This is a genomic window from Nitrososphaerales archaeon, assembly GCA_032906765.1.
Lineage (GTDB): Archaea > Thermoproteota > Nitrososphaeria > Nitrososphaerales > Gagatemarchaeaceae > DASPPF01.
Map to the genome: position 1 here is coordinate 146,030 of JAJTZB010000004.1, position 19,905 is coordinate 165,934.

Below are 19,905 nucleotides of genomic sequence, written 5' to 3' on the forward strand. Positions count from 1 at the left end.
GTCCCAGGTGGTCGCGGAGGCATCGCCATCGACTCATCTGCTAAGGAGGACCTGCTTCCATCTCTTCAGGCTCTCGTTCTCGGCCGTCAATAGCTTCAGCTTCTTTGAGTGAAGGAACTTCTGGAACTCCCAAGCCAGGTGGACGTCTTCGGGGTCGTTCTCGTCGAGAAGCGATGCTATGAAATCCGCGAAGTTCCCTTCCAGCTTCTTGAGGGTCTCGCTGTTCATGCCCGAGTTTGCTTCTCTCCTGCACTGTAAGGGGGCTGCCGAAGGGTTAAGCGGCCAAGGCAACTTTTGTTGCCTTTTCATGAAATTGAAATAGACAACTCCAGGCGCATCAGCTTCGAGTTCGCTTGACAGAGAGGAAACCCCTCTAGGGGATGGGGTGGGCGTCGAGCACGACTCATTCCGGATCGTTCAGGACGCTCCTGCACCTCTCGCAGTACCTCGCGGTGGGGGCGTTCGGATACCCGCAGTTCCCGCAGTAGAGCGGGCCAGCCCTCTCAACCGCCTCTCGACCGATTGTGTTCGAGAGCAGAGCCTCGGGTCGAGCATCGCGTCGATCCTGATTCATTCCCCAGTCTATCCCTTTCTCTGACCAGAATGGACACAGTAGTGGATACAGTTTTCGGTCTATTGCTCCTCTGCAGCGAACCGTCTAACGTTGGAAGAAGTTGGGCTCGGGTCTTGAGACTCTCGTCCGAAGCGTTCTCTACGTCGGACCAGAGCAGGTTTCCAGAAGGGAACGAACTACGGGCATGATTAAATAGCCATGGGAGCCCTCTAACCCGCAGAGTCTTGTACAAGAAGTCATTCACAGCGCTTGCGATTACGCTTGTTGTTCTGGTCGTAGTCACCGCGCCTTCGATAGAAGCGGCCACATACGCAATCACGGTCCAGACTGACGCCAGCTCGTATTCGGGAGCCCAGACCCTCTTGGCCTCAGGCGCAGTCTCGCCTCCACCCGGCCCTGGCACTGCGGTAGCGCTGAAAATCCTGAACCCATCGGGGACCTTGGCGGCCATCGGCTCGGCCCCGGTCAACGGGTCAACAGGCTCCTACCAACACAGCTTCGTCCTCGGAGGCTCAACGAACTGGGTCGCCGGAACCTACACGGTCAACGCCACGTGGGGCAACTCTGCAACGGGCCCTGCGATCTCCAAGACCACCACCTTCGCCTACTCTCCTAGCGTGAGCACCACGACCAGCTCGACGACGACCAGCAGCACGTTGACCGCCCCCTCAACATCCTCATCGAGCACGAGCAGCACCCAGACCACCACTTCGAGCTCTACTCAAAGCGGCGGTGGCGGGATTCCTGAATTCCCATTTCAGATCCTGACCGTGACTTTCTTCACGTTCGTCCTGGTCGCATCGTACCTGCTGGCAAGGAGATACGCGATGCCCGGCGGCAGACTGAGGAGACCGTAGACCAAGGCTCTCCACCGGTGCGTTCGAGACCGTGGACAGAGCCTACCTTCGATTCGTCGCATGGATTGGGACAGCTTCGGCCATCGCGGCGCTGGCGGCTCCGAACTTCCTGCCACTGCTGGGACAAGCGGTAAACGATGCGTTCGGCACAGTATTCCCGGCCATACCATTTGCTGGGCTCCTAGCCCTGCTTTTCCTGTTCCGCTGGGGCGACCTGCGCAAACTCCTGATGAGAGAAGAGGGTTTGGTGTCGAACCCTCTAACGAGGCTCCTCGGGCTCGGCATCATTGTCTCGCTTCTCGCGCTTCGGGGAGTGACGAGCCAGCTAGTGGAGCTGTCAGGCGTGGCCGTGGTCTTCGTCTTCTATGGGACCGCGCTCGTCCTGAACCCACTGACGTGGAGAATGACGCTTCCATACGCGGCGATATGCGCTGTTGGAGTCGCGGCTCCCGGGATCTTGCAGTGGAGCCTTGGAGAGCCTCTCGCCTGGCTGTCCTCGGTCTTCTCGGCTGGGATAGTCTCTCTGAGCGGCGTCCCAGTCGTCTGGCAGGGGACTCAGTTTGCCCTTCAGTCAAAGACGGGTGAGCTTGTGACAGCCACAATCACCCCCGGCTGCTCGAGTATAATCTCCGTCACGACCTTTCTAGGCCTCTTGGGGCTGATGCACATCGACATGGGGAAAGACGTCTTCTCCACCGTCAAGCTCGCTGTAGCAGGGGTAGTTGCACTGACGGCCCTGAATTCGGCGAGGATCGCCATCCTGATTTTCGTAGGCTACGAAGGTGGGGCGGACGCGCTCTGGAGCGTACATAACTGGGTCGGCTACGCATTGTTCCTTGGGTTCTACGTCGCGACCCTTCTCATCTATCCAAGGATGGGCGGACGCGTGAAGTCGGCGACGCTTTCATTGAGCGGAGCGTCTCCAGCCAACATCGGCTAGGATCAAAGGGTTGTTGTAACCCCGGCCTCTCTTTAGAGTGGCCTTGCGTTACTCGAATCCTTGAGGCTCATCCCAATGGGCGTCTTCTGGTGGGCCCAGGCCTGAACGGCTGCAGGGGGGCGGGTTGTGGTTGGGGCTCGGGGAAGTCTGGGAAGCTCACTCCGCATCTCACCTGGAGGCTGCGGGCGTCGCTGTGAGTTCCTTCAGCTGCTCTCCCCTCAGCACAACCAGCTTGACCTTCCGTCCGATTGTCTCCTCGCCCAGCGCGCCTTCGAGGTCCTGGATGCCCCTGAGCGTCTGGTCACCGAACTTCAGCAGCACGTCCCCAAGCGCTAGTCCCGCCTTCTTTGCCGCACTCTCGGGTTCCACCGAGTAGACCATCAGCGCGGTGTCCTGGTCCACGTCGGCGCGTGAGGCCACCTCCTCGGGCAGCTCTATCGGGCTGGAGACGATGCCCAGGTAGGCCCTCTTCACGCTCTCGCCCTTCGCCATCTTCTCGAGCGACGTGCGGATTGTGTCTACGGGTACTGCGATGCCCCTGTTCATCACGTACGCTACGTTCATGGCAACCATCTTGCCGCTCGCGTCGACCAGAGGGCCGCCAGAGTAACCCGGGTTCAATCTGGCGTCCGTGACTACGGCGTTCGGAATCGAGAACCTCCACCAGCCACCTATCGGCCTGTTGACGCCTGTGACAATGCCGGAGGTTGCGCTCACTGCGCCAGAGAACGGGTTCGCCAGAGCCAGCACGAACTGGCCCACCTTGAGGCTGCTTGAGTCGCCGAGCTCCATCGGCTTCAGGTCTCCAACGTCAACCTTGAGCAAAGCGAGGTCGGCGTACGGGTTCCTGCCGACGACCTTGGCATTGAGCTTCCTTCCGTCGCTCGTCCCCACCTCGACCTCGTCCAGCCTGTGGACGACGTGGTTGGCTGTGAGGATGCGCCCCTCGGTGTCGATGACCACGCCCGTCCCCGACCTTCCGTTGAGCCCGACGCTGACCACGGAAGCTGAAGCGCTCTTGGTCACGTCCTCGATTGCACCCGACAATCGCTGCAGAAATTCTGAACTGTTGGTTTGCATGTCTATCGTCAGGTGGTAGAGGGGGGCCCCTACTTGTTGAGTGGGTAGCGCAGGAAGCCAGTCACGTCAATTGGGCATGAAATGAAGTGGGGAGACCTCGAAGAGCATGGTCCTCCCCTGCCGCGTCCCTGCGTACGACCTCGAGATGTGGGCGAGGAGCAGATGAGCGGCCCTGACCGCCACGGCAAGCTCCTTCCCCTGCAGGAGCCTGCCCTCTATCGTGAGGTCGACGGGCGTGAACCTGGCGTCCAGCTGCACCTTCCCGTCGTCCGTGACCCATTTCATCACTAGGTCGCTTTCCTGCGAATAGCCGAGCCAGCGCAGGCTCCCGAACCACCTGCCCTTCAGGGCGCGGAAGACCTGCTGCAGGTCTAGGCTCGGAGGAAGCATCGTCTTCAGGAGAGTCAGGCGCTGCTCCGCCATCTCGATCGGATGGACGGTCAGGTACCCATGGCCCTTCGTGGTCACGCGATAACCGTCCTCGCCCCTCTCGACGATGCTTTGCTCCTCAAGGCGGTCCAGCGTTCTTGAGAGCGTCTCGGGATGGGCCCTGATCCTTCGCTTCAGGCCCTCGAAGGAGAAGCTTGCGAGGTCCTCCTCCTCTATGACCTTGAGAACGTCAGAGTCCCTTTCGCTAACTGTGCTGAGGTCAGGGACGTCGCCATCGATTGAAGAGCGCAACTGGGCGGCTCGAGAGCCGGCGGTCCTTATTATTTCCAGCGGCGTGCCAAGCATCGGGATGAATCGATAGGGACGGCAAGAGGCGGCCCACCAGGAAGAGGTAATTGGCTTCGCCTGCGAGTGCCATTTATCCTCTTCCTTCTCTGGCTTCTGAACTTCTTCCAATGTATCTGCGACTGCCGCCCGGGCTGGGCCTGACACGCCTCTGCGGTCCGTTCAGCGCTTGGGGACCTTTTCGCCGTAGATCAGGGTAATCATCTTCTGGCCCTGACACTTCTCGCAGGTTCCGGTGGCGCCCACTATGTAGTCGCCGACCTTGAAGTCCCGCTTTGTCTTCTGCTTGCAGTTCTGGCACTCCTCTATGGTGTAGACGTGCAGCTCGCTCGGCTTCAGGCCGGAGGCGGAGGGAAAGAGCGGAAGGCTCATGCTAGGTCAACCGGCAGGTCCTGGTTCCAGTTAAGCAGGAGGTCTACGGTAAGATTCAAGCTTAAAAGAAGAGCTGGCACTTGAAGTACAACGAGAACAATGAAACCGAGCCTTGGAATAGGTGTCATACTTGCGACGCTGGTTTCGCTGGTGCTCTTCCTCTTCGGGTTCGTCGACTACGCATGGCTCGGAGCATGTCTGCTCCTGCTCAACGGCCTCTGGATTCTGGTCTACGGGCTCGTGGAAGCTGGGAGTGGTGACAAGCTGTACTATTCTGGGTGGGGGCTCGTCATGGCCGGGCTGTCGACCTTCGTCGTGCTGCCGTTGGCGTATACCGTTGGCGCGACAATTGTCCTGATCATCGCGGTGATCGGTGTCAGGCTGGTCACCGGTTCGAGCAAGTAAGCAATGTAGCCATGGACGCCTGTCGCCTTCAACGGTAAGCCCCGCGAGAAACCGATTTCCATTACCGTGCAAAAGGTTCATCGCACTTATCTAATCTGCATGAATGCCAAGTTGGCCTTGAGGACCGAACTCGAAGCAATCACACGTTGGTACGAATACAACTTCTACGTGAGAAAACGATATCTCGGCGCTATCTTCCACAAGATCCCTGCCAAGGTGAGGTACAAGGATGGCGGCGCCTCGTTCCCCACCATAGTCGACATCTTCGTCCACGTGCTGGATGCCTACCGCTGGTGGTTCACCTATGTCTACGAGGACCGAGTGTCCGAATACGAACGGCACAGGGACAAGAGGCGCACGAGAAAAGAGGTTGCGGGAGAGGAAAGGGAGGTGGATTCGCTCGTCATGGGTTTCGTCAAACGTCTGGGCGACGACGACCTCGACAGGGTGATACGATACAGGGACGGGCGTGTCGTGAAAACGGTCAGGCTCGGCGACATGCTTCATCACATGATAGATGAAGAGCTGCAGCACAGGGGAGAAATCAACGCGCTATTCTGGCAACGGGACGTGGACCCGCCAATCGTCGGCTTCCATGAGTGGGTAAGAAAACTACGCGGCTGAGGGCCGTCGTCTCCGTGCCAGGGTTCATTGCGACTCCGCCGCGATATCTCATCCAGCGTTTGGCCTAGACGAGCAACGTCCAGCGAACCTTAAATAGGTATTACGTGTAATACTTTTTGATGAAGGTAGAGGAGACGAAGGTTACACAGAAGCACCAGACATCAATTCCAAAGAATGTCAGGAGGTACCTTGGCGTAAAGCCGGGCCAGAGCGTAAGGTGGCATGTGGTGAAGGGAATGGTCGTGGTCGACGTCCACAAGAAAGTCCCGGAGCCCGTAGAGTTCCTCACGTCGCAGGTGAGGCTGAAGCTGGACGCGGTCAAGCTTGTTGGAGAGACCAGGGAAGCCTTCGGATGATTTACATTGACACAAACGTCTTTGTGTACGCCATAGAGAACCATCCGAAATACGGGAAGTCATGCGGGGGAATCCTCAGGGATGTCGAGGGCGGGAGGCTGGAGGCTTCCTGCTCTGTCCTGGTTTTGGTCGAGCTGATCAACGTGCTCAAGAAGATAAACGACTACCTGTCGAAGGAGGGGCAGCGGAGGCTGGACATCGAACGCAATGTCGAAGCCGTGATGTCTCTGCCGCTCGTCTGGATAGATGTGGACTTCTTGGTCATCGAGAGGGCGTCGACGTATGCCTTCGGCATCAATGGAGTGGATTACGTGCACATTGCATCGATGGAACTAAACTCGATACACGAAGTTCTGTCAGCCGACAGGGATCTGGAGAAGGTCGGGATAATAGAACGGGTGGACCCGCTGGATTATCGGGCGTCATGACTGTTCGCCGCGCTTGGGTTCGTTGCGCCTCCGAGAAACAAGCTGAATATTATTAATGTGGGACCCCGTATGAGGACAAACCTTGCCTGAATTGGTCATCGAGACCGAGAACCTCGTTAAGGTGTACCGAGAGGGAAACATCACCGCGGTCAACGGGTTCAACCTCCGCGTCGGGAAGGGCGAAATCTATGCGCTGATTGGGGCCAACGGCTCCGGCAAGACGACCGCAATCAACATGATGACCGGGGCCCTGACCCCGACCTCCGACGCCATCAGGGTTCTGGGGATGGAGATGCCCCGCGACCGTCACTTGGTTTCTACCCAGATCGGGGTCGCGCCGCAGGAGTACTCGCTCTACCCTGACCTTACCCTGGAACAGAACGTCGCGTTCTTCGCTAAGCTCTACGGCATGAGGAGGGAGGATTACCGGAGACGGTTCTCCGAACTCCTGGGCATCCTGAAGCTCGAAGGGAGGAAGGACTCGGTCGTGGCGAATCTGTCCGGGGGGATGAAGAGGAGGGCAAGCATCGCGTGCGCACTGATTCACGACCCGCGCGTCATCTTCCTCGACGAGGCAACGGTCGGCATCGACCCGATAATGCGCGCGTTCTTCTGGGACTACTTCCGCTCGCTATCCGCGAGGGGGCTGACCATAGTCCTCACGTCTCACGTGATGGACGAGGCCGGGAGGGCGGACCGCATCGGACTGGCCAGGATGGGGAAGCTCGTCGAGGAGGGAGAGCCGAAGAGCCTCCTGGCGGAGCACCACGCCGGGTCAATCGAGGAGGTGTTCCTCAAGCTTAGCGAAAGGGAGTTCAACGATGAGTAGCCAGAGAGCGAGCAGGTTCTCCTTCAGACGCTCGACTGCGGTGGCCGTGCGGGTGCTCACTCAGATTCGCAGGGACAGGCGGACCCTGGCGATGCTGATGGTGATGCCAGCTGTGATCATGCTGATCTTCGGATTCGCTCTTGGAGGGCAGGCCAGCAACGTCCCGATACTCGTGGACAACCAGGACGCAGGGTACTCGGCGACTTTGGGACCGACCAACATCAATTTGCATGCTGGTAGCCAGGTCCTGACTTCGATGCAGGCGAACGGCGTCGTGAAGGTGACCGTCGGTAGCTTCGCCGATGGGAAGGATGGCGTCGACTCGGGCAAGTACTTCGCTTCGATTCTGATACCCGCGAACTTCTCGCGTTCCTTGTTCCTGAAGTCGAGTGGGGCGACGGTGACCCCCTCTCTGCAGGTCTACCTCGATGGCACCAAGCCAGCGCTGACGGCCGGGATTCTCGGCGCGCTTCAGGGCTCCGTGCAGAATGCGTCGGGGGTGAAGGGGTTCGACGTGGTCCGGCAGTATGCCTTCGGAGGGGTGCAGTTCAGCGGGCTGGACGTCAGCCTGCCTTCGGTAATCGCCTTTGTGCTGACATTCCTCGTCCTTCTCGTCTCGCTCCTCACGATATCGAGGGAGACGACCTCGGGCACCCTCCCGAGGCTCTTTACCACCCCGCTGACCGCCCTCGAGCGGCTGCTCGGCTACGCCTTCGCGCTTCTGCTCTTGGGCGTCATGATGGTGACTGTGATACTGGTGATCGGCGTCGGGCTCTTCGGGGTTGTGGTCAGGGGGAGCCTGGTGCTGCTGTTCTCGGCCGCCGTGCTCTACGCTCTCGCGCACGTCCTGATGGCCGTGTTCCTGTCGAACTTCGCCAAGAACGAGTTGCAGGCGGTGCAGCTGGCGCCCCTCATCGCGCTCCCGAGCATGGCACTCAGCGGCATGCTGGTCCCGGTGAACAGCCTACCCGACTGGATCCAGCCGCTAGCGAGGGTTGTGCCGCTGTACTATGGGAACAGGCTGTTCGAGGGTATCATGCTGAAGGGATATGGGGTCGGCCAGCTGGCAACGGACTTCCTGGTGGTTGGAGGGATCGCTGTGCTGTTCCTGGTACTGGCGCTTTCGACCGTGAAGGACAGGATTGACGCGTGAGCCAGCGAGCCAATCTGGATTGATGTGCCGCGTGTAAGGGTTCATCGCACCTCCGCCAAGAAACTCGAGCCAGATGCCTGCTCGAACCTTGGAGACCGCCGAGCTCACTTCGACCTTATCATCGTGAGGAGCATCTTGAACCTCGTGGTCGCCAACACTGCGTGAGGCTTTCCTGCCGGGAGGACGATTGCTTCGCCCGCTTTCAGTCGGTTCTTCACTCCCGCTATCTTAACCTCGGCCTCGCCCTCAAGGACGTGCAGGAGGGCGTCAAACGGAGCCGAGTGCTCGCTCAGGCCGTCTCCCTCGTCGAAGGCGAATAACGTCACGGAGCCTGCCCTGCTGTTCATGAGAGTGCGGCTGACGACTGAACCCTGCTGGTAGGAGACGAGCGAAGCCAGCTCGACCCTTTGAGCGGGCGCCAACCCTCCCTTCGCCCCCGACGGTTTCCTTTCATTTGCCATCGCAAGACGTGGAAGGAGTGGTGTCGCTTTTAGACGTTCGTCGCTGCGACGGCCATGCTGCGCGTCGGGTTCATGAAGTTCAGGCCTCGAACAGCTCACTTGCCGCCGAGCCACAAAGTGTCGGGCAAGCCTCTGAAATGCTGGTCGCCCGTGAGGACTTGGGCCTGGCTAATCCTTGCGGAAGCGAGCACCACGGCGTCCGCCAGTCCCGGTTTCGGGAGGCCGTTCTCTCCGGCTCTTTTCACCAGCACGATGGACGACTTCGCCGATTCTTCCGCGATCGAGATATCGATTCCAAGCACCTGGGTGGCCTCCGTTACTGTCTGCAGCCACCTCCGGATGGCCCGCGGCTCTTCACCCTCCCTGAGGTACTTGACAGCGAGCTCGGCCAGGACCACGTCGGGGGTGAACGCCTCGTCTGATGCTTCTAGCTGCTCCTTCGCAGCCTTTCCCGCAGCGCTTCCCTTGAATATCTCGACCCAGGCGTACGAGTCAACCATGGCCCTCAAGGCGGTCCCTCTCTTCAAACCTCCTTGACTTCGACTTGTCGCTCCCGAACGCGCTGTCAAGGATCTCTTTCCTCCGCTTCTTGACGAGAATCTCGATGGTCTCGTCCATGCTCCTTGCGTGCAGGCTCCGCTGAAGGGCCGCCAGCTTCCTCACAGTTTCTCTTGAGACCTTCACAGTGGTGGATCCGGCCATTTCTTGCAAGGAGTATACTGGTATACCAGTATATAAGAGCCGCCTCGGTTTGAACGTGCCCGTTCCTCCGCAAGAGAAGCCGCGACGAATCGAGGTACCGTCCACCGATCATCGGCATGCGTGTGGGTTCGTTGCGCGTCCGCTGGGACACGCACTGTTCTCATCCTGCGTTGAGTTATGGGTGTCAGATAGAAAAAATGATTCTTAAGACTTCGTGAACTTGCCTTCGAGACAATAGACCGATAGGTTTCCCTCGGCAAGGCATTTTGCGCCCAAATCACACCCCGAGCAGAGGTCCTTGGGCGTTGCCGTCAGTGTCCCACGGGCCTCGTGAAGCGAGTAGAGCAATTTCAGGTACTTCCCCTCGGCAATCCTAGGCAGGTCGTTTCTGTTCTCCAAGCCATACCACTCGTAGAGTCTCTTGCTTCCCTTTCTCGAGTTGCAGCTGGCGCATACCCAGACAGCGTTTTCTAGGACGTCTGGTCCTCCCCGAACTCTGGGGAGCATGTGTTCAACTGTCAAATTTCCTTTGGAGCCGCAGTACACACAGGTGTCCGGTTTTTCGTGCTCCTTGACATACTCCCTGATAGAGGAAGACCACTGCATTTCGCCAGACTGGAGTTTCTTGAATCTGTTCATGATGAAACCGTAGTTGCTCTTTCCCTCACCTGCTGAGTTGGAGATTATCTTGGCGTACTGCCAGTACAGGAGATCTCTTACCGTCTTGACGGCCGACGGAGGCAACTTCGGGAGTGTTTGCTGTCCGCCGTATCATTTAAGGTTCAATCTAACACCGCTGCGTTCTCTTCGCACCATGGCTAGTCGTGGCCCCGCTGCCAAAGGCTACTTGTAGACTACGTCAGCTTCCCGAACTCTGTCAGCTACCTTCAAACCGATTGATTGACCCGAACATGCACTCGTAACGGTCTTGTGCTCAATCTGCATTGATTCGATGGTTTGTTCCAAGTGAGTGTTTCTGCCGACGATCTCAATCCTGTCGCCTGCAGCCAGTGGAAGTTTCAGTTCTACCACGGCCACAAGTATCTTTGGATAGAAGTGGGTCACCCTGCCAACCTCTTGCTTCTCTTCCATTCACTGTAGAAGAGAATGAAGTTACATAATAAGGTAGGTCTGGCTGTCCTGCGTGGAACTCAGTACGCTGGACTAGGCCGTTGGCACCCCAACGGGTTGAATGTACATCGGTTTCTCGTCAGTCCCAACTCCCAACACCGCGCGGACGGCGTCGTCGTCAAAGGCTCCTATCACAACCGTCGCAAGACCCAGAGACTGGGCCTGGAGGAAGGCGTTCTCGGCGGCGTGCCCTGTCTCCAGAAACGCGTACTGGACTCCCCTATCGCCGTACTTGACGGTGGTCCTTTCGAGAACAGCTGTTGTCACCAGGTTCACAGCCGCGAACCCAACAGCGTCCTGATCAAGCGCCGCTGCCTTCAGCCTGGAAGAAATGTCGCCGCTCTTGACCAGGGCCAGGCTGTTCTCTGGGACCGAATAATGGTAGATACCAGCGTCTAGCCCCGTTACTCCTGCCTCTTTGACGACGGCATACACCTCTAGTGGGTAAAGAGCGCCGGCCGAAGGAGCGGTCCTAAATCCGTGAGCTGGCTCTGTGATTCCCTGCGTTGCCCAAAGGAGCTGCGAAAGTTGCATGAGAGTGAGTGGTTCGCTCGCGTACTCCCTGACGGACCTTCTCCGAGCGATGGCTTCCTCGACAGACATCCGTCCTTTAGTGTTGGGAGGAGAAAGTTTTGCCGCTATGGGTTTCGATTGTCGACCGACTAGGGCTAGGAAGCCCAAGAAACCTGATTCCACACCACCGATTGCGACACCTAGAATTGTTGGAATTCGCAGAAGACTCCTTCGCGAATGTCCGCCTGGCACGAATAACCACATAATTTGTTTTCGTCATCGTTTCAGTTAAACCTTGGCAAGCCTTTCATTTTGGTCCTTTAGACACTTCTGCGTAATGTTACATCAACCACTGGGCATATATTGACATAAGACGAGATCAGTTGTTCGGCTTGACGTTCATGCGTGTTTGGTCGGAGTGTAAGACACCAACAAAGAATCTCTACTTGGCGGGAGCGAAGGAGGAACATAAGGCTCTGTTCAAGAGATGGTTGCTCACGGACTGGAGGTCTGAGCTCAAGTATCCAGGGTATGCTCGTTCGCCTGATAGAAAACAGATACTCGACTACCTGTGATTCGCACTGAACCCCAACCGAAGTCGGGTTGGAGATTGCGATGTGCGCTTCGTTGTAAATCATGATAGGTCGAAGGCACTGATAATGGGAATGGAAAGTCCTGTAGAGGTTCGAAGATCGGTGATTCAAGGGTTTGGCGTCTTCGCGCTTGGAGATTTCGAAGCGGGTGAACAGATATTTGACATAGACGACTCGGACGTCGTCTCAGACTTCTCAAAGCTTACGAGACACGACTATGAGTTCGAGCTTGATTATCTAGAAAGCGGGAAGGTGGTACGACTGAGGCCTCCGTTCAGGTGCGTCAACCATTCGTGTAATCCAAACGCGTATGTGAAGACAATCGATGGCCAAAGGAAAGCGCTGGCGATGCGGGAAATCAGAGTTGGAGAAGAAATAACCTATGATTACTCGACAAACGGCTACAGCGACGGAACGTTCGAATGCCACTGCGGCAGTAGGAATTGCAGGAAGGTATACCACGGGAACTTCTTCGGGCTTCCCCGAGCCACCCAGATCAGGTATCTGCCCTACATAGAAGACTGGTTCAAGAGCGAGCATAAGGAAGACTTCGAGTCGTTGCTAGGGTCTCTTTGAATCGGAGATTCAGCTGTACACAGAGTTCGTTACGCCTCTGAGAGGAATTTGGAGAAGTTCGGCGCTCATGCCGCCAGACGGCCGTACCGAATACTCCGAGAATGATGTTGGCGCTACAAATGGCGAAATTCTCCACAACGAGAAAAGCGTTCTCGAAGGCGCCGATGAACGCCAGATCAAAGTCGTCTTTTTCGAGCGCAAGCTGGGCAGAAGTCCAGTCCCTTTCTGTCCGTTTCGGTAAGAGTGTTGGAGAACCACATGATGCAGGAATCATTGTAGCAGTGCTCCAAACCCTCGAGGTGCCCCACTTCGTGGATTACCTCCTTGGCAAGTCTGGCGACAAACGCACCACTCTCGTTCCGAAGCCTGTGCCACGAAACAACGGCGAGGCCCTCGCGCCTCAACGCGAGCCCGAAGACGAAGTTCAGCGGGGGCGTGTACAAGTCCATGCCGGTGAGACCGATGCAGAATCGGCTCGGCGACGAGAACCTCTCGACGCTCCCTCTGATCACTTTGTCGGCTCTCCACTGTCCTCTTGCGGGGTCAAACCCTGTGTGGCACTCCGCCCTTCCAAGCAAGCTGACATCGGCTCCCAGCTTCTCTGAAACTATGGCGACCACTTGGTCAATGATCTCAATCTCGATGTCGTCGAGTAGAACCACCCCCAGAGGCTTGATCATTTCTGCTCACGCAGACGGACTTCGGTCATGGATAAGAATGGACCGATTGGGAGGCGGCCAATCAGGGCAGGCGCAGTTGTCGGGGAGGTTTGGTGCGGGAAGCCCTTTAACTCTGAGCGCGTTGCGAAGGATTGCAATCGATGCTCAGACCTGATGCGTCGTCCTGCTGGGGAGACCCCGTCGTCAGAGACAGGCTGAGTTGGTACCATCAAGTGATGCTGGACCAGAGGCCTGCGAAGTTCTTGATTAGCAAGAGCATTCCCACCGAGCTTATCCTCGAGAATGCGAGTGAGGAGCGCCTGTGGGAGGAGCATACGGAATTGGCCGAGGAATTCAAGGTACTGTTTCAGAAGGTCGTGGAAGGCTACCAGGTTGACTTGGCTCGTCTTCCGGCGCGGAGCTTTCTCGATGTCAAGGCAGAGCTACTCCGTCGGATGCTCAGGCACTGCGTGTTCTGCGAATGGAGATGCAAGGTCGACAGGGTGGAAGGAGCGCGGAAGGGCGCGTGCCAGATGAACGCGACGACCAGGGTCGCCACGTGGTTCCATCACTTCGGAGAGGAGGCACCACTTGTAGGCACGGGAGGCTCGGGCACGGTGTTCTTCAGCGGGTGCGTCTTCAGGTGCGTCTTCTGTCAGAATTGGGATATCTCCCAGTATCCGCTGAACGGTGAGAAGGTTGACGGGAGAGGATTAGCTTCGATAATGAGGATTCTAAGAAACGAGGGTGCGGCCAACATCAACCTCGTCGGTGGGGAGCCGACTCCCAATCTTCACACGATAGTGGATGGGATGAAATTCTTGGATACAAACGTACCGATGCTCTGGAACAGTGACATGTACCTCACGGTCGAGGCGATGAAGATTCTGACCGACCTCATTGACGTCTGGCTCCCAGACTTCAAGTATGGAAACGACAAGTGCGCCCTCAGACTGTCCAAGGTGATGCGTTACATGGAAGCGACGACGAGGAATCATAGGCTTGCGTACGAGAATGGCGACATAATCATAAGGCATCTGGTCCTGCCGAGTCACTTCGAGTGTTGCACGAGGCCTGTCTTGGATTGGATAGCAGAGAACTGTCCAAGGGCGCTCGTGAACGTCATGGGGCAGTACCGTCCCGACTACAGGGTCCGTGAGGAACCGGAACGGTACAGCGACATAGGGCGAAGCCCGAGCTGGGATGAAATAACGAAGGCACAACGTTACGCCGAAAGGCTCGGACTGATTTGGAGACAGGTCTCCTAGCTGCCAATTGGGCGACCAAGAGCCTGGCGTTCAGCCGTAGGCGGGATATCTGATCCTGAGAAGCCGACGCATCTCTGAAGTGAGCTTGTCATCGAGTTCTCTCTGATGCTCGGATAGACCGACCTTCTGTGGGCCGGTGAAGATGAATGGTCCGTGGGCGTAGCTTCTCCCCTCTTCCGGTATGACGGTCTTCGACCTGAGCACCGACAGGAGGCCGGCCGTCACCCTGTCTCTTGGATAGCCTTCGCCTCCCAGCATCTCGGGGATTAGTTCAGATGGAAGTTTTCTGTAGCCGTACGGAAACGGGCCAGATGGCTTCGGCGGATTTGCCTCGGTCGGAGAGCCAAGCACTATTGGGAGGGGCTTGAACAGAGAGTCTATCTTGAGCACCCACGCTCCGTGCGGTCCTGAAACTACGGCGTCGTAGAATCCGAACTTTGGGGAAGGGGAGATGACGAAACTCCATTCAGTCGGGTCCTTGGAGTAGCTCTGGAATATGCGTCTCCTGAGGTTCTCCCCTTCCAGAAGCTTCATGTCACTTCTCAACGGTCCGGAATGTAATAAGGTCTTGCACCTGCATCGTCCGAATGATGTCTGGGTTTATTGCGCCTTCGCAAGGAACTGGTCGTTCTGTGTCAGGCGGTAGCCAGCGGACTGACCTGAACGTGTATTACGTCCCGCCAAGCCGATGAAGGCATGTACTTGGCAGTCCTTGTGACGTGCCCGGAAGATACTGCGGAAAGGATAACCGGCGAAGTGCTGAAGCTGCGGCTGGCCGCATGCGTGAACATACTCGGCAGAGTGCGGAGCCGCTACCGATGGAAGGGCAGGCTGGAATCGGCGGATGAGAGCCTGCTACTGATCAAGACGAGGTCGGAGCTCTTCGAGAAGCTCGCGCGGGCGGTCAAGCGAATCCATCCCTACGAAACTCCGGAGATAATCGGGCTCCGCGTCGAAGGGGGAAACCGTCCCTACCTGGACTGGATACTGAGAGAGACCAGAATGGGTGCTAGGAAGGCGGCCAAGCGCTGAAGGGAAGGTCAGGTGAAACGGCTACCACGCATGCCCTCGACCAAGCGGAGGCTGCCTTCTTCGCGGACCTCCAGAGGGTTCTCTACAGAGAGAAAACACCTCTTCCAAGGCACGTCTCAAGGATATGCGCTGTTGATGCGGCCTACCGCGGCAATCGCGCTGTCGCTGTAGCATCGGTCGTCAATCAAGGACGACTCGTGGAGGAGAGCGTCTATGAGGGGAGCTGTAGTCTTCCGTACCTCAGTGGGCTGTTCTACCTGCGCGAGGGTCCGTTCGTGGTGGAGGCCGTGAGGAGGCTGAAGGTCCGGCCTCAACTCCTTTGCTTCGACGCTCACGGGGCTGCACATCCTCGCTCTGCAGGCCTCGCCACGGTGTGCGGCATGGTTCTCGGCATTCCGAGCGTCGGGATAGCGAAGTCGCTCTTGGTGGGAAAGGTCGCTTCTGGTCAAGGGGGCCTTGCGAGGATCGTGTATGACGGGAGGACGGTCGGTTTCGCCGTCAAAAACGACGGGGTCACGAGATACTGGAGCGCGGGATATTCGGTCGGCCTCGGTGGGCTGAAGTCTGTGATACGGAGGTATGCGCCCGTTTGTCTTCTAGTGATGTTCGAGTCTGATAGGGCAGCAAAGAAGCAGATTCGGTTTGTTTAGGGTTGTCGCGCCTCCGCCGGGAAACTCGCCTAGGAAATTCGTTCTCGGAGAGGCGTAGCGCCTTCACGCATTTGGCGCTTCGGCCAGCCTCTCATCCCCGCTTGGTTCGGATGGTGCCGGCTCCAGTTCTTTGATCCTAGCCTTCGCCGCAGCGAGCTCAGCAGTGCTTTCGGCCAACCTCTGCTCCGCCTCCGCGACCTTCTCCTTCAGCTCCTCAACTGACTTAGCAAGCTCTGTCTCGAGTTCTCTCGTCCTAGCCTCGAACTGGGCCTTTGCCGCTTCCAACTCGGTTTTTGGCATCGATTCGCTCAGCCTTGCCTCCAAACCGTGGACCTTCGTCATCAGTCCTTCAGCTTCAGCCTTCGGCACCGACTCGGACAGCTGCCCCTCCAGCTCTGTAATCCGGGCCTCCAAGGACTCGGCGTCACGCTTGGGTACAGACGTAGCAAGCTCTTGTTTCAGACTGTCAACAGAAGACTGAAGCTCTTGCATCCTGGTCTCTGCGTCCTTCTTGGGCATGGACTTCGACAGCCTCTCCTCGAGCGTCTGGATTTGGGCTTGCAGCTCGGACCTTGCCTTCTCCAGCTCAATCTTGGGTATGGAGTCAGCCAGCTTGGATTCGAGATTCTTGACTCTGGTTCTCAGCCTCTTGAACTGAGGAGACTCTGGCTTCGGCTTTGCTCTTCGTTTGGTTCTCTTGGCCAAAAATGACTCGTTGTAGAATTCTGCTCGGGGTTATTACGCGTTATCTCAATAAGAGAAAGGGAGTATTGTAATGAGCTCGTGATTCCCAGAACGTGAATCTGGGTGCGACCAACCCTTGTAGCTACTACAATGACGCTCCCTAACGTGTTGGGGTCCATTGCGCCTCCATCGAGGAGCTAACCAGTAATTCTCTTCTCTATCTCACGCTCGGCCATCCTTGCGTCCCTAATCGACTTCGCCATCCTCCTAGTGAAGAGGAGGTCGCGGAGCCCCACGTAGAGCCACACGAGGCTCAGGGCGAGAAGCAGGAGCTCAGTCGCTTCGAGGAGAGGGTCGGCGAGGTTCACGGTGACCGTCGTGGCACCTGTGAGCGACGGCAACGCCAGTTGGTAGGCGTAGGACGCGGCGAGCCCGAGCGCGACCAATATGGTGATGATGGAAAGCGTCCTGATCTTGGAGGCTCCGCTCTCGACGTGCCGGATGAACTCTTCGTGCAGGCCGAGGGCAGCGGCAGCCTGCGGCTCTTCCTTCTCAGACATCTGTGTCGAATTAGCGCTCTACGGCATAAAAGGCCTGCTCATCTTAGATGAGTCAGGGTAGACCTTCTCCCATATCTTGCGCCAATCCTCGGTGAGCTTGTAGCCGTCGGGAGTGACGCTGTAGACGTCGTGCCCGTCTTCCGTTTCCTTCCTCACCAGTCCCCTCGCTTCGAGCTCGGCTAGTATCTCAGCGCATTTGTCGTAGCTGAGGTTGCACAGCCTCGAGAGCCTCGTGGGGCCGCTCGGGCGCTCGATCAGGCGCCCTAGAACGTCCATGTAAATCTCGATTCTGGGGCGGTGCCTCAACCGAGGCTATTCTCGGCCTGTGATAGATAAAGCAGGGACACTCATCTAAGAAGAGTTTCTTACGTGCGTCAGTCATTTTAGCATTGGAGTGACCGAACTGCCCCATGAACGCTGTGACAAAGGCGGTCTGGCTCGGCCACTGCAGGACCGGCGGCAGGCTGTGCCTCAAGCCGGACGAGCTTCTCCCGGGGGTGAACGTCATCGGGAACGGCGCCGACGAAGTATCCTCGGTCATCTCGTTCGCCTGTAGCGAGGTGGGTCTGAGGACGCTCGTCCTCGACTTCGGCGGGAGCATCGCTGAGAAGGCCGCGGGCCGACTGGACGTCAGAGGCGTCGGCCATTTCCTCTACGACTCCATGAGGCTCGAGGAGAGCGCGTCTCTCCATGCCGAGCTGGCCGCGTCGGCCTACACTATGTCGCTGAACCTCTCGTTCGAGCAGGAGGGATTCCTGAACTCGGCGATGCAGTTGATAGGCTTGGAGCAGGGAGTGGCAACCCCGGCCTCGCTCATCGACAGGCTGGGCGGTGCGGGCGAGTACAGGGGGCACACGGCAGACGAGCTGAAGGGGAAGCTGGGGGCGCTCAGGTCGCTCGACGTGACGGGCGAGAGCGGCGCGGTCAGGGAGATGATGGGGAAGAGTTCCGTCGCCAGCTTCGCGGGAGCCGAGTCCCGTCAGGCTGCGGAGGTCGCGCTGATGCTGTTCATCGCCAAGGTCCTGGCCCTCGGCGCGTCGGGCGAGAAGCTCCCCGACGTCATCGTGGTCAACGACGCGAACCGCGTCTTCTCCAACCTGCCCCTGACGCGCCACGGCAACAGGTTGCTGACCGCGCTGCTCGCCTCGGAGATGGCGAGGATGTTCGCCTCCGAGGACACATACGGCCTCGACCACCACTTCATCGAGACGGCGCCCGTCAGGATTCTTTCCAGCGGCCTCTGGAACGAGGTGGGCGGAGGGAGGGCTTCAGTCGGCGGGCTTTACTCTCCCCAGCACGCGGCGCAGAAGAAGGGTTCGGCCATACCTTCCGCCTTGATCCTGACCCCGAACATGTTCGTCCTCCAAGACTCGGCCCGCGGATACGAGGAGGTCTTCGTGCCGAGGTACTTCCCGCCCCTGCAGGCAGAGGCCGTCGTCGAGGTGCGACCTGCGAAAGACGAGAACCATCTGATCAAGCAAATCCTCGAGGCGGTCTCGAGCTACGACAGCGCGACCCGCGGCTCCGTCGTCTCCTACCTCTCTCTGGACAACCCGAAGGAGGAAATCGAGAAGGCGATTGACAGGCTGCAGGCGCAGGGCTACCTGACGGTGGCAGGGAAGGACGTCAAGCGAGACGGCCCGCTGGTCTCCGTCAAGCTGACTGAGACTGGCTACAAACTGCTGGGGAGCCTGGGCTGAGATGGAGAAGCTGCCCACACAATGCAAGGCGCTCGACGCCCTCACGGACGGCGGCCTGCCGACGGGCACGATAACCCAAATCTTCGGGGAGAAGGCGCTCGGCAAGAGCATCCTCTGCTTCCAGGCCGCGTGCGCCACAGTCGCTGCAGGACGTACGGCGATTGTCATGGACACGGAGCAGTCGTACCTGAGCTACCTTGTGGAGTACCGCCTGCCGGGCATGGTCAAGCGCTTCGGGAAGGAGATACCCGTCAAGGACATCAAGCTGGAGGCGGTTCCGAAGTCGGCGGGGAGGAAGAAGGGGGTCAGCAGGAGCGAGCTCGTCTCCCTGCTCAGCGGCGCGCTCACCCGCGCTGGCGTGGCGTACTCGGAGAACCACCTGTCCTCTGTCGCAGACATCCTCTGCCCCGAGTTCGACGTCCAGGTGGAGGCGCCAGACGAGCCGAGCGTCCTCATAGTGCAGATGCCCGAGATCATAGACCTGCTGAAGCTCCACGGCGTGGACGCGTACAAGGCCGTCTCCGAGGGGGGCAGGGTGGAGATGCGGCTGAAGTCGACCCCCGTTTACGAGTCGGCGCTCTACAGGCTGGTCGAGCGGACGAAGGCGAAACTGCTCATCTACGACTCCCTCTCCGCGCCGCTGAAGTCGACGTTCCCGTCCACGCAGGACCTGCCGGCGAGGAGCTCGAGCCTAGCGATGCTGCTCTCGCACGCGCAGAGGCTCTGCATCCAGTTCGGGATATCTGTCCTCACTACGAGCCACGTCTCCATAGACCCGATCAAGGCGTGGAACAGGCACCCCTACGGCGGGGTGATACTGGGCCACGACGCGAAGTTCAGCTTCGAGCTGACCAAGCCGAACGCGAAGAGGAACTCGGACGGGAACCCGACTGCAGTCAACCCGGAGAAGGAGATTGATGACGAGAATAGCGGGAGGGCGGTATGGGTGGCGAGACATCCTGCGATGGCGGACTATTCTCGCTTCGGATATTCGCTGCTTGACGGTGAGGGGTTCCACTGAGC

30 protein-coding genes are annotated in these 19,905 nt (G+C 58.3%); 14 read left to right on the forward strand and 16 right to left on the reverse strand.

All coding sequences use genetic code 11. From position 1 onward, the window contains the following. Positions 1-33: 33 nt before the first annotated feature. Both LYZ69_05915 and LYZ69_05920 read right to left on the reverse strand, forming a co-directional pair. The gene (locus LYZ69_05915) at positions 34-228 is read right to left on the reverse strand and encodes a hypothetical protein (protein ID MDV3277988.1); all 195 of its coding nucleotides are present in this window, start codon (positions 226-228) and stop codon (positions 34-36) included. Between the two features lie 175 nt (positions 229-403). Continuing rightward, on the reverse strand, positions 404-574 hold the full coding sequence (locus LYZ69_05920) for a hypothetical protein (GenBank protein MDV3277989.1): 171 nt from the start codon (positions 572-574) through the stop codon (positions 404-406). Positions 575-798: 224 nt separating this feature from the next. On the opposite strand from LYZ69_05920, the gene LYZ69_05925 reads away from it, so the two are divergent. Next, complete coding sequence (locus tag LYZ69_05925) at positions 799-1,431, forward strand: hypothetical protein (GenBank protein ID MDV3277990.1); 633 nt, start codon at positions 799-801, stop codon at positions 1,429-1,431. Positions 1,432-1,462: 31 nt separating this feature from the next. After that, positions 1,463-2,371, forward strand: coding sequence for an exosortase/archaeosortase family protein (locus LYZ69_05930; protein MDV3277991.1), 909 nt, complete (start codon positions 1,463-1,465; stop codon positions 2,369-2,371). A gap of 168 nt (positions 2,372-2,539) precedes the next feature. On the opposite strand, the gene LYZ69_05935 is transcribed toward LYZ69_05930, so the two are convergent. From LYZ69_05935 to LYZ69_05945, 3 genes are all read right to left on the reverse strand, one after another. After that, the gene (locus LYZ69_05935; protein MDV3277992.1) at positions 2,540-3,397 is read right to left on the reverse strand and encodes a S1C family serine protease; all 858 of its coding nucleotides are present in this window, start codon (positions 3,395-3,397) and stop codon (positions 2,540-2,542) included. Between the two features lie 120 nt (positions 3,398-3,517). Continuing rightward, positions 3,518-4,132: a hypothetical protein gene (locus tag LYZ69_05940; GenBank protein ID MDV3277993.1), complete on the reverse strand. Its 615-nt coding sequence runs from the start codon at positions 4,130-4,132 to the stop codon at positions 3,518-3,520. 216 nt (positions 4,133-4,348) lie between these two features. Beyond that, on the reverse strand, positions 4,349-4,558 hold the full coding sequence (locus LYZ69_05945; protein ID MDV3277994.1) for a hypothetical protein: 210 nt from the start codon (positions 4,556-4,558) through the stop codon (positions 4,349-4,351). Positions 4,559-4,657: 99 nt separating this feature from the next. Between LYZ69_05945 and LYZ69_05950 the strand changes: the two genes are divergently transcribed. The 6 genes from LYZ69_05950 to LYZ69_05975 all read left to right on the forward strand — a co-directional run bounded on the left by LYZ69_05950 (position 4,658) and on the right by LYZ69_05975 (position 8,353). Continuing rightward, positions 4,658-4,963, forward strand: coding sequence for a hypothetical protein (locus tag LYZ69_05950; GenBank protein MDV3277995.1), 306 nt, complete (start codon positions 4,658-4,660; stop codon positions 4,961-4,963). Between the two features lie 117 nt (positions 4,964-5,080). Then, positions 5,081-5,587 carry a DinB family protein gene (locus LYZ69_05955; protein MDV3277996.1) on the forward strand — a complete coding sequence of 169 codons (507 nt, stop codon included), beginning with the start codon at positions 5,081-5,083 and terminating at the stop codon, positions 5,585-5,587. Positions 5,588-5,706: 119 nt separating this feature from the next. Next, positions 5,707-5,943 carry an AbrB/MazE/SpoVT family DNA-binding domain-containing protein gene (locus LYZ69_05960; protein ID MDV3277997.1) on the forward strand — a complete coding sequence of 79 codons (237 nt, stop codon included), beginning with the start codon at positions 5,707-5,709 and terminating at the stop codon, positions 5,941-5,943. Next, positions 5,940-6,371: a type II toxin-antitoxin system VapC family toxin gene (locus LYZ69_05965; GenBank protein MDV3277998.1), complete on the forward strand. Its 432-nt coding sequence runs from the start codon at positions 5,940-5,942 to the stop codon at positions 6,369-6,371. The genes LYZ69_05960 and LYZ69_05965 overlap by 4 nt, the downstream gene beginning before the upstream one ends. 82 nt (positions 6,372-6,453) lie before the next feature. Continuing rightward, positions 6,454-7,200 (forward strand): ABC transporter ATP-binding protein, encoded by a 747-nt coding sequence (locus LYZ69_05970; protein ID MDV3277999.1) that lies wholly within the window; start codon positions 6,454-6,456, stop codon positions 7,198-7,200. Beyond that, on the forward strand, positions 7,193-8,353 hold the full coding sequence (locus tag LYZ69_05975; protein MDV3278000.1) for an ABC transporter permease: 1,161 nt from the start codon (positions 7,193-7,195) through the stop codon (positions 8,351-8,353). The genes LYZ69_05970 and LYZ69_05975 overlap by 8 nt, the downstream gene beginning before the upstream one ends. A gap of 104 nt (positions 8,354-8,457) precedes the next feature. Here the strand turns inward: LYZ69_05975 and LYZ69_05980 are convergent, their stop codons facing one another. The 6 genes from LYZ69_05980 to LYZ69_06005 all read right to left on the reverse strand — a co-directional run bounded on the left by LYZ69_05980 (position 8,458) and on the right by LYZ69_06005 (position 11,250). Then, on the reverse strand, positions 8,458-8,814 hold the full coding sequence (locus LYZ69_05980; protein ID MDV3278001.1) for a cupin domain-containing protein: 357 nt from the start codon (positions 8,812-8,814) through the stop codon (positions 8,458-8,460). Between the two features lie 95 nt (positions 8,815-8,909). Continuing rightward, positions 8,910-9,341 carry a PIN domain-containing protein gene (locus LYZ69_05985; GenBank protein MDV3278002.1) on the reverse strand — a complete coding sequence of 144 codons (432 nt, stop codon included), beginning with the start codon at positions 9,339-9,341 and terminating at the stop codon, positions 8,910-8,912. Beyond that, entirely contained in the window at positions 9,307-9,516 is a 210-nt protein-coding gene (locus LYZ69_05990; protein MDV3278003.1) for a hypothetical protein, read from the reverse strand. Before LYZ69_05990 ends, LYZ69_05985 begins: the two co-directional genes overlap by 35 nt. A 204-nt stretch (positions 9,517-9,720) precedes the next feature. Then, positions 9,721-10,260, reverse strand: coding sequence for an HNH endonuclease (locus LYZ69_05995; GenBank protein MDV3278004.1), 540 nt, complete (start codon positions 10,258-10,260; stop codon positions 9,721-9,723). Positions 10,261-10,359: 99 nt separating this feature from the next. Continuing rightward, the gene (locus tag LYZ69_06000) at positions 10,360-10,608 is read right to left on the reverse strand and encodes a hypothetical protein (GenBank protein MDV3278005.1); all 249 of its coding nucleotides are present in this window, start codon (positions 10,606-10,608) and stop codon (positions 10,360-10,362) included. Between the two features lie 72 nt (positions 10,609-10,680). Further along, positions 10,681-11,250: a SagB/ThcOx family dehydrogenase gene (locus LYZ69_06005; GenBank protein MDV3278006.1), complete on the reverse strand. Its 570-nt coding sequence runs from the start codon at positions 11,248-11,250 to the stop codon at positions 10,681-10,683. Between the two features lie 605 nt (positions 11,251-11,855). On the opposite strand from LYZ69_06005, the gene LYZ69_06010 reads away from it, so the two are divergent. Further along, positions 11,856-12,329 (forward strand): SET domain-containing protein-lysine N-methyltransferase, encoded by a 474-nt coding sequence (locus LYZ69_06010; protein MDV3278007.1) that lies wholly within the window; start codon positions 11,856-11,858, stop codon positions 12,327-12,329. A gap of 176 nt (positions 12,330-12,505) precedes the next feature. On the opposite strand, the gene LYZ69_06015 is transcribed toward LYZ69_06010, so the two are convergent. Further along, the gene (locus LYZ69_06015) at positions 12,506-13,009 is read right to left on the reverse strand and encodes a hypothetical protein (GenBank protein MDV3278008.1); all 504 of its coding nucleotides are present in this window, start codon (positions 13,007-13,009) and stop codon (positions 12,506-12,508) included. A 140-nt stretch (positions 13,010-13,149) separates the two neighbouring features. Here LYZ69_06015 and LYZ69_06020 point away from each other — a divergent pair, with 140 nt between their 5' ends. Continuing rightward, the gene (locus LYZ69_06020; protein ID MDV3278009.1) at positions 13,150-14,256 is read left to right on the forward strand and encodes a radical SAM protein; all 1,107 of its coding nucleotides are present in this window, start codon (positions 13,150-13,152) and stop codon (positions 14,254-14,256) included. A gap of 30 nt (positions 14,257-14,286) precedes the next feature. On the opposite strand, the gene LYZ69_06025 is transcribed toward LYZ69_06020, so the two are convergent. Next, entirely contained in the window at positions 14,287-14,790 is a 504-nt protein-coding gene (locus LYZ69_06025; protein MDV3278010.1) for a hypothetical protein, read from the reverse strand. Positions 14,791-14,952: 162 nt separating this feature from the next. Between LYZ69_06025 and LYZ69_06030 the strand changes: the two genes are divergently transcribed. Next, positions 14,953-15,288, forward strand: coding sequence for a divalent-cation tolerance protein CutA (locus tag LYZ69_06030; GenBank protein ID MDV3278011.1), 336 nt, complete (start codon positions 14,953-14,955; stop codon positions 15,286-15,288). 122 nt (positions 15,289-15,410) lie between these two features. Continuing rightward, on the forward strand, positions 15,411-15,938 hold the full coding sequence (locus tag LYZ69_06035; GenBank protein MDV3278012.1) for an endonuclease V: 528 nt from the start codon (positions 15,411-15,413) through the stop codon (positions 15,936-15,938). Positions 15,939-16,001: 63 nt separating this feature from the next. Here LYZ69_06035 and LYZ69_06040 read toward each other — a convergent pair whose 3' ends face one another. The 3 genes from LYZ69_06040 to LYZ69_06050 form a co-directional block, all read right to left on the reverse strand. Further along, positions 16,002-16,643 (reverse strand): hypothetical protein, encoded by a 642-nt coding sequence (locus LYZ69_06040; GenBank protein MDV3278013.1) that lies wholly within the window; start codon positions 16,641-16,643, stop codon positions 16,002-16,004. Between the two features lie 176 nt (positions 16,644-16,819). Further along, positions 16,820-17,182: a hypothetical protein gene (locus tag LYZ69_06045; protein ID MDV3278014.1), complete on the reverse strand. Its 363-nt coding sequence runs from the start codon at positions 17,180-17,182 to the stop codon at positions 16,820-16,822. Positions 17,183-17,200: 18 nt separating this feature from the next. Continuing rightward, positions 17,201-17,488, reverse strand: coding sequence for a hypothetical protein (locus tag LYZ69_06050; protein MDV3278015.1), 288 nt, complete (start codon positions 17,486-17,488; stop codon positions 17,201-17,203). A gap of 104 nt (positions 17,489-17,592) precedes the next feature. Here LYZ69_06050 and LYZ69_06055 point away from each other — a divergent pair, with 104 nt between their 5' ends. Next, positions 17,593-18,882 (forward strand): hypothetical protein, encoded by a 1,290-nt coding sequence (locus tag LYZ69_06055; protein ID MDV3278016.1) that lies wholly within the window; start codon positions 17,593-17,595, stop codon positions 18,880-18,882. Position 18,883: 1 nt separating this feature from the next. Further along, positions 18,884-19,903 carry a hypothetical protein gene (locus LYZ69_06060; protein ID MDV3278017.1) on the forward strand — a complete coding sequence of 340 codons (1,020 nt, stop codon included), beginning with the start codon at positions 18,884-18,886 and terminating at the stop codon, positions 19,901-19,903. Positions 19,904-19,905 lie beyond the last annotated feature (2 nt).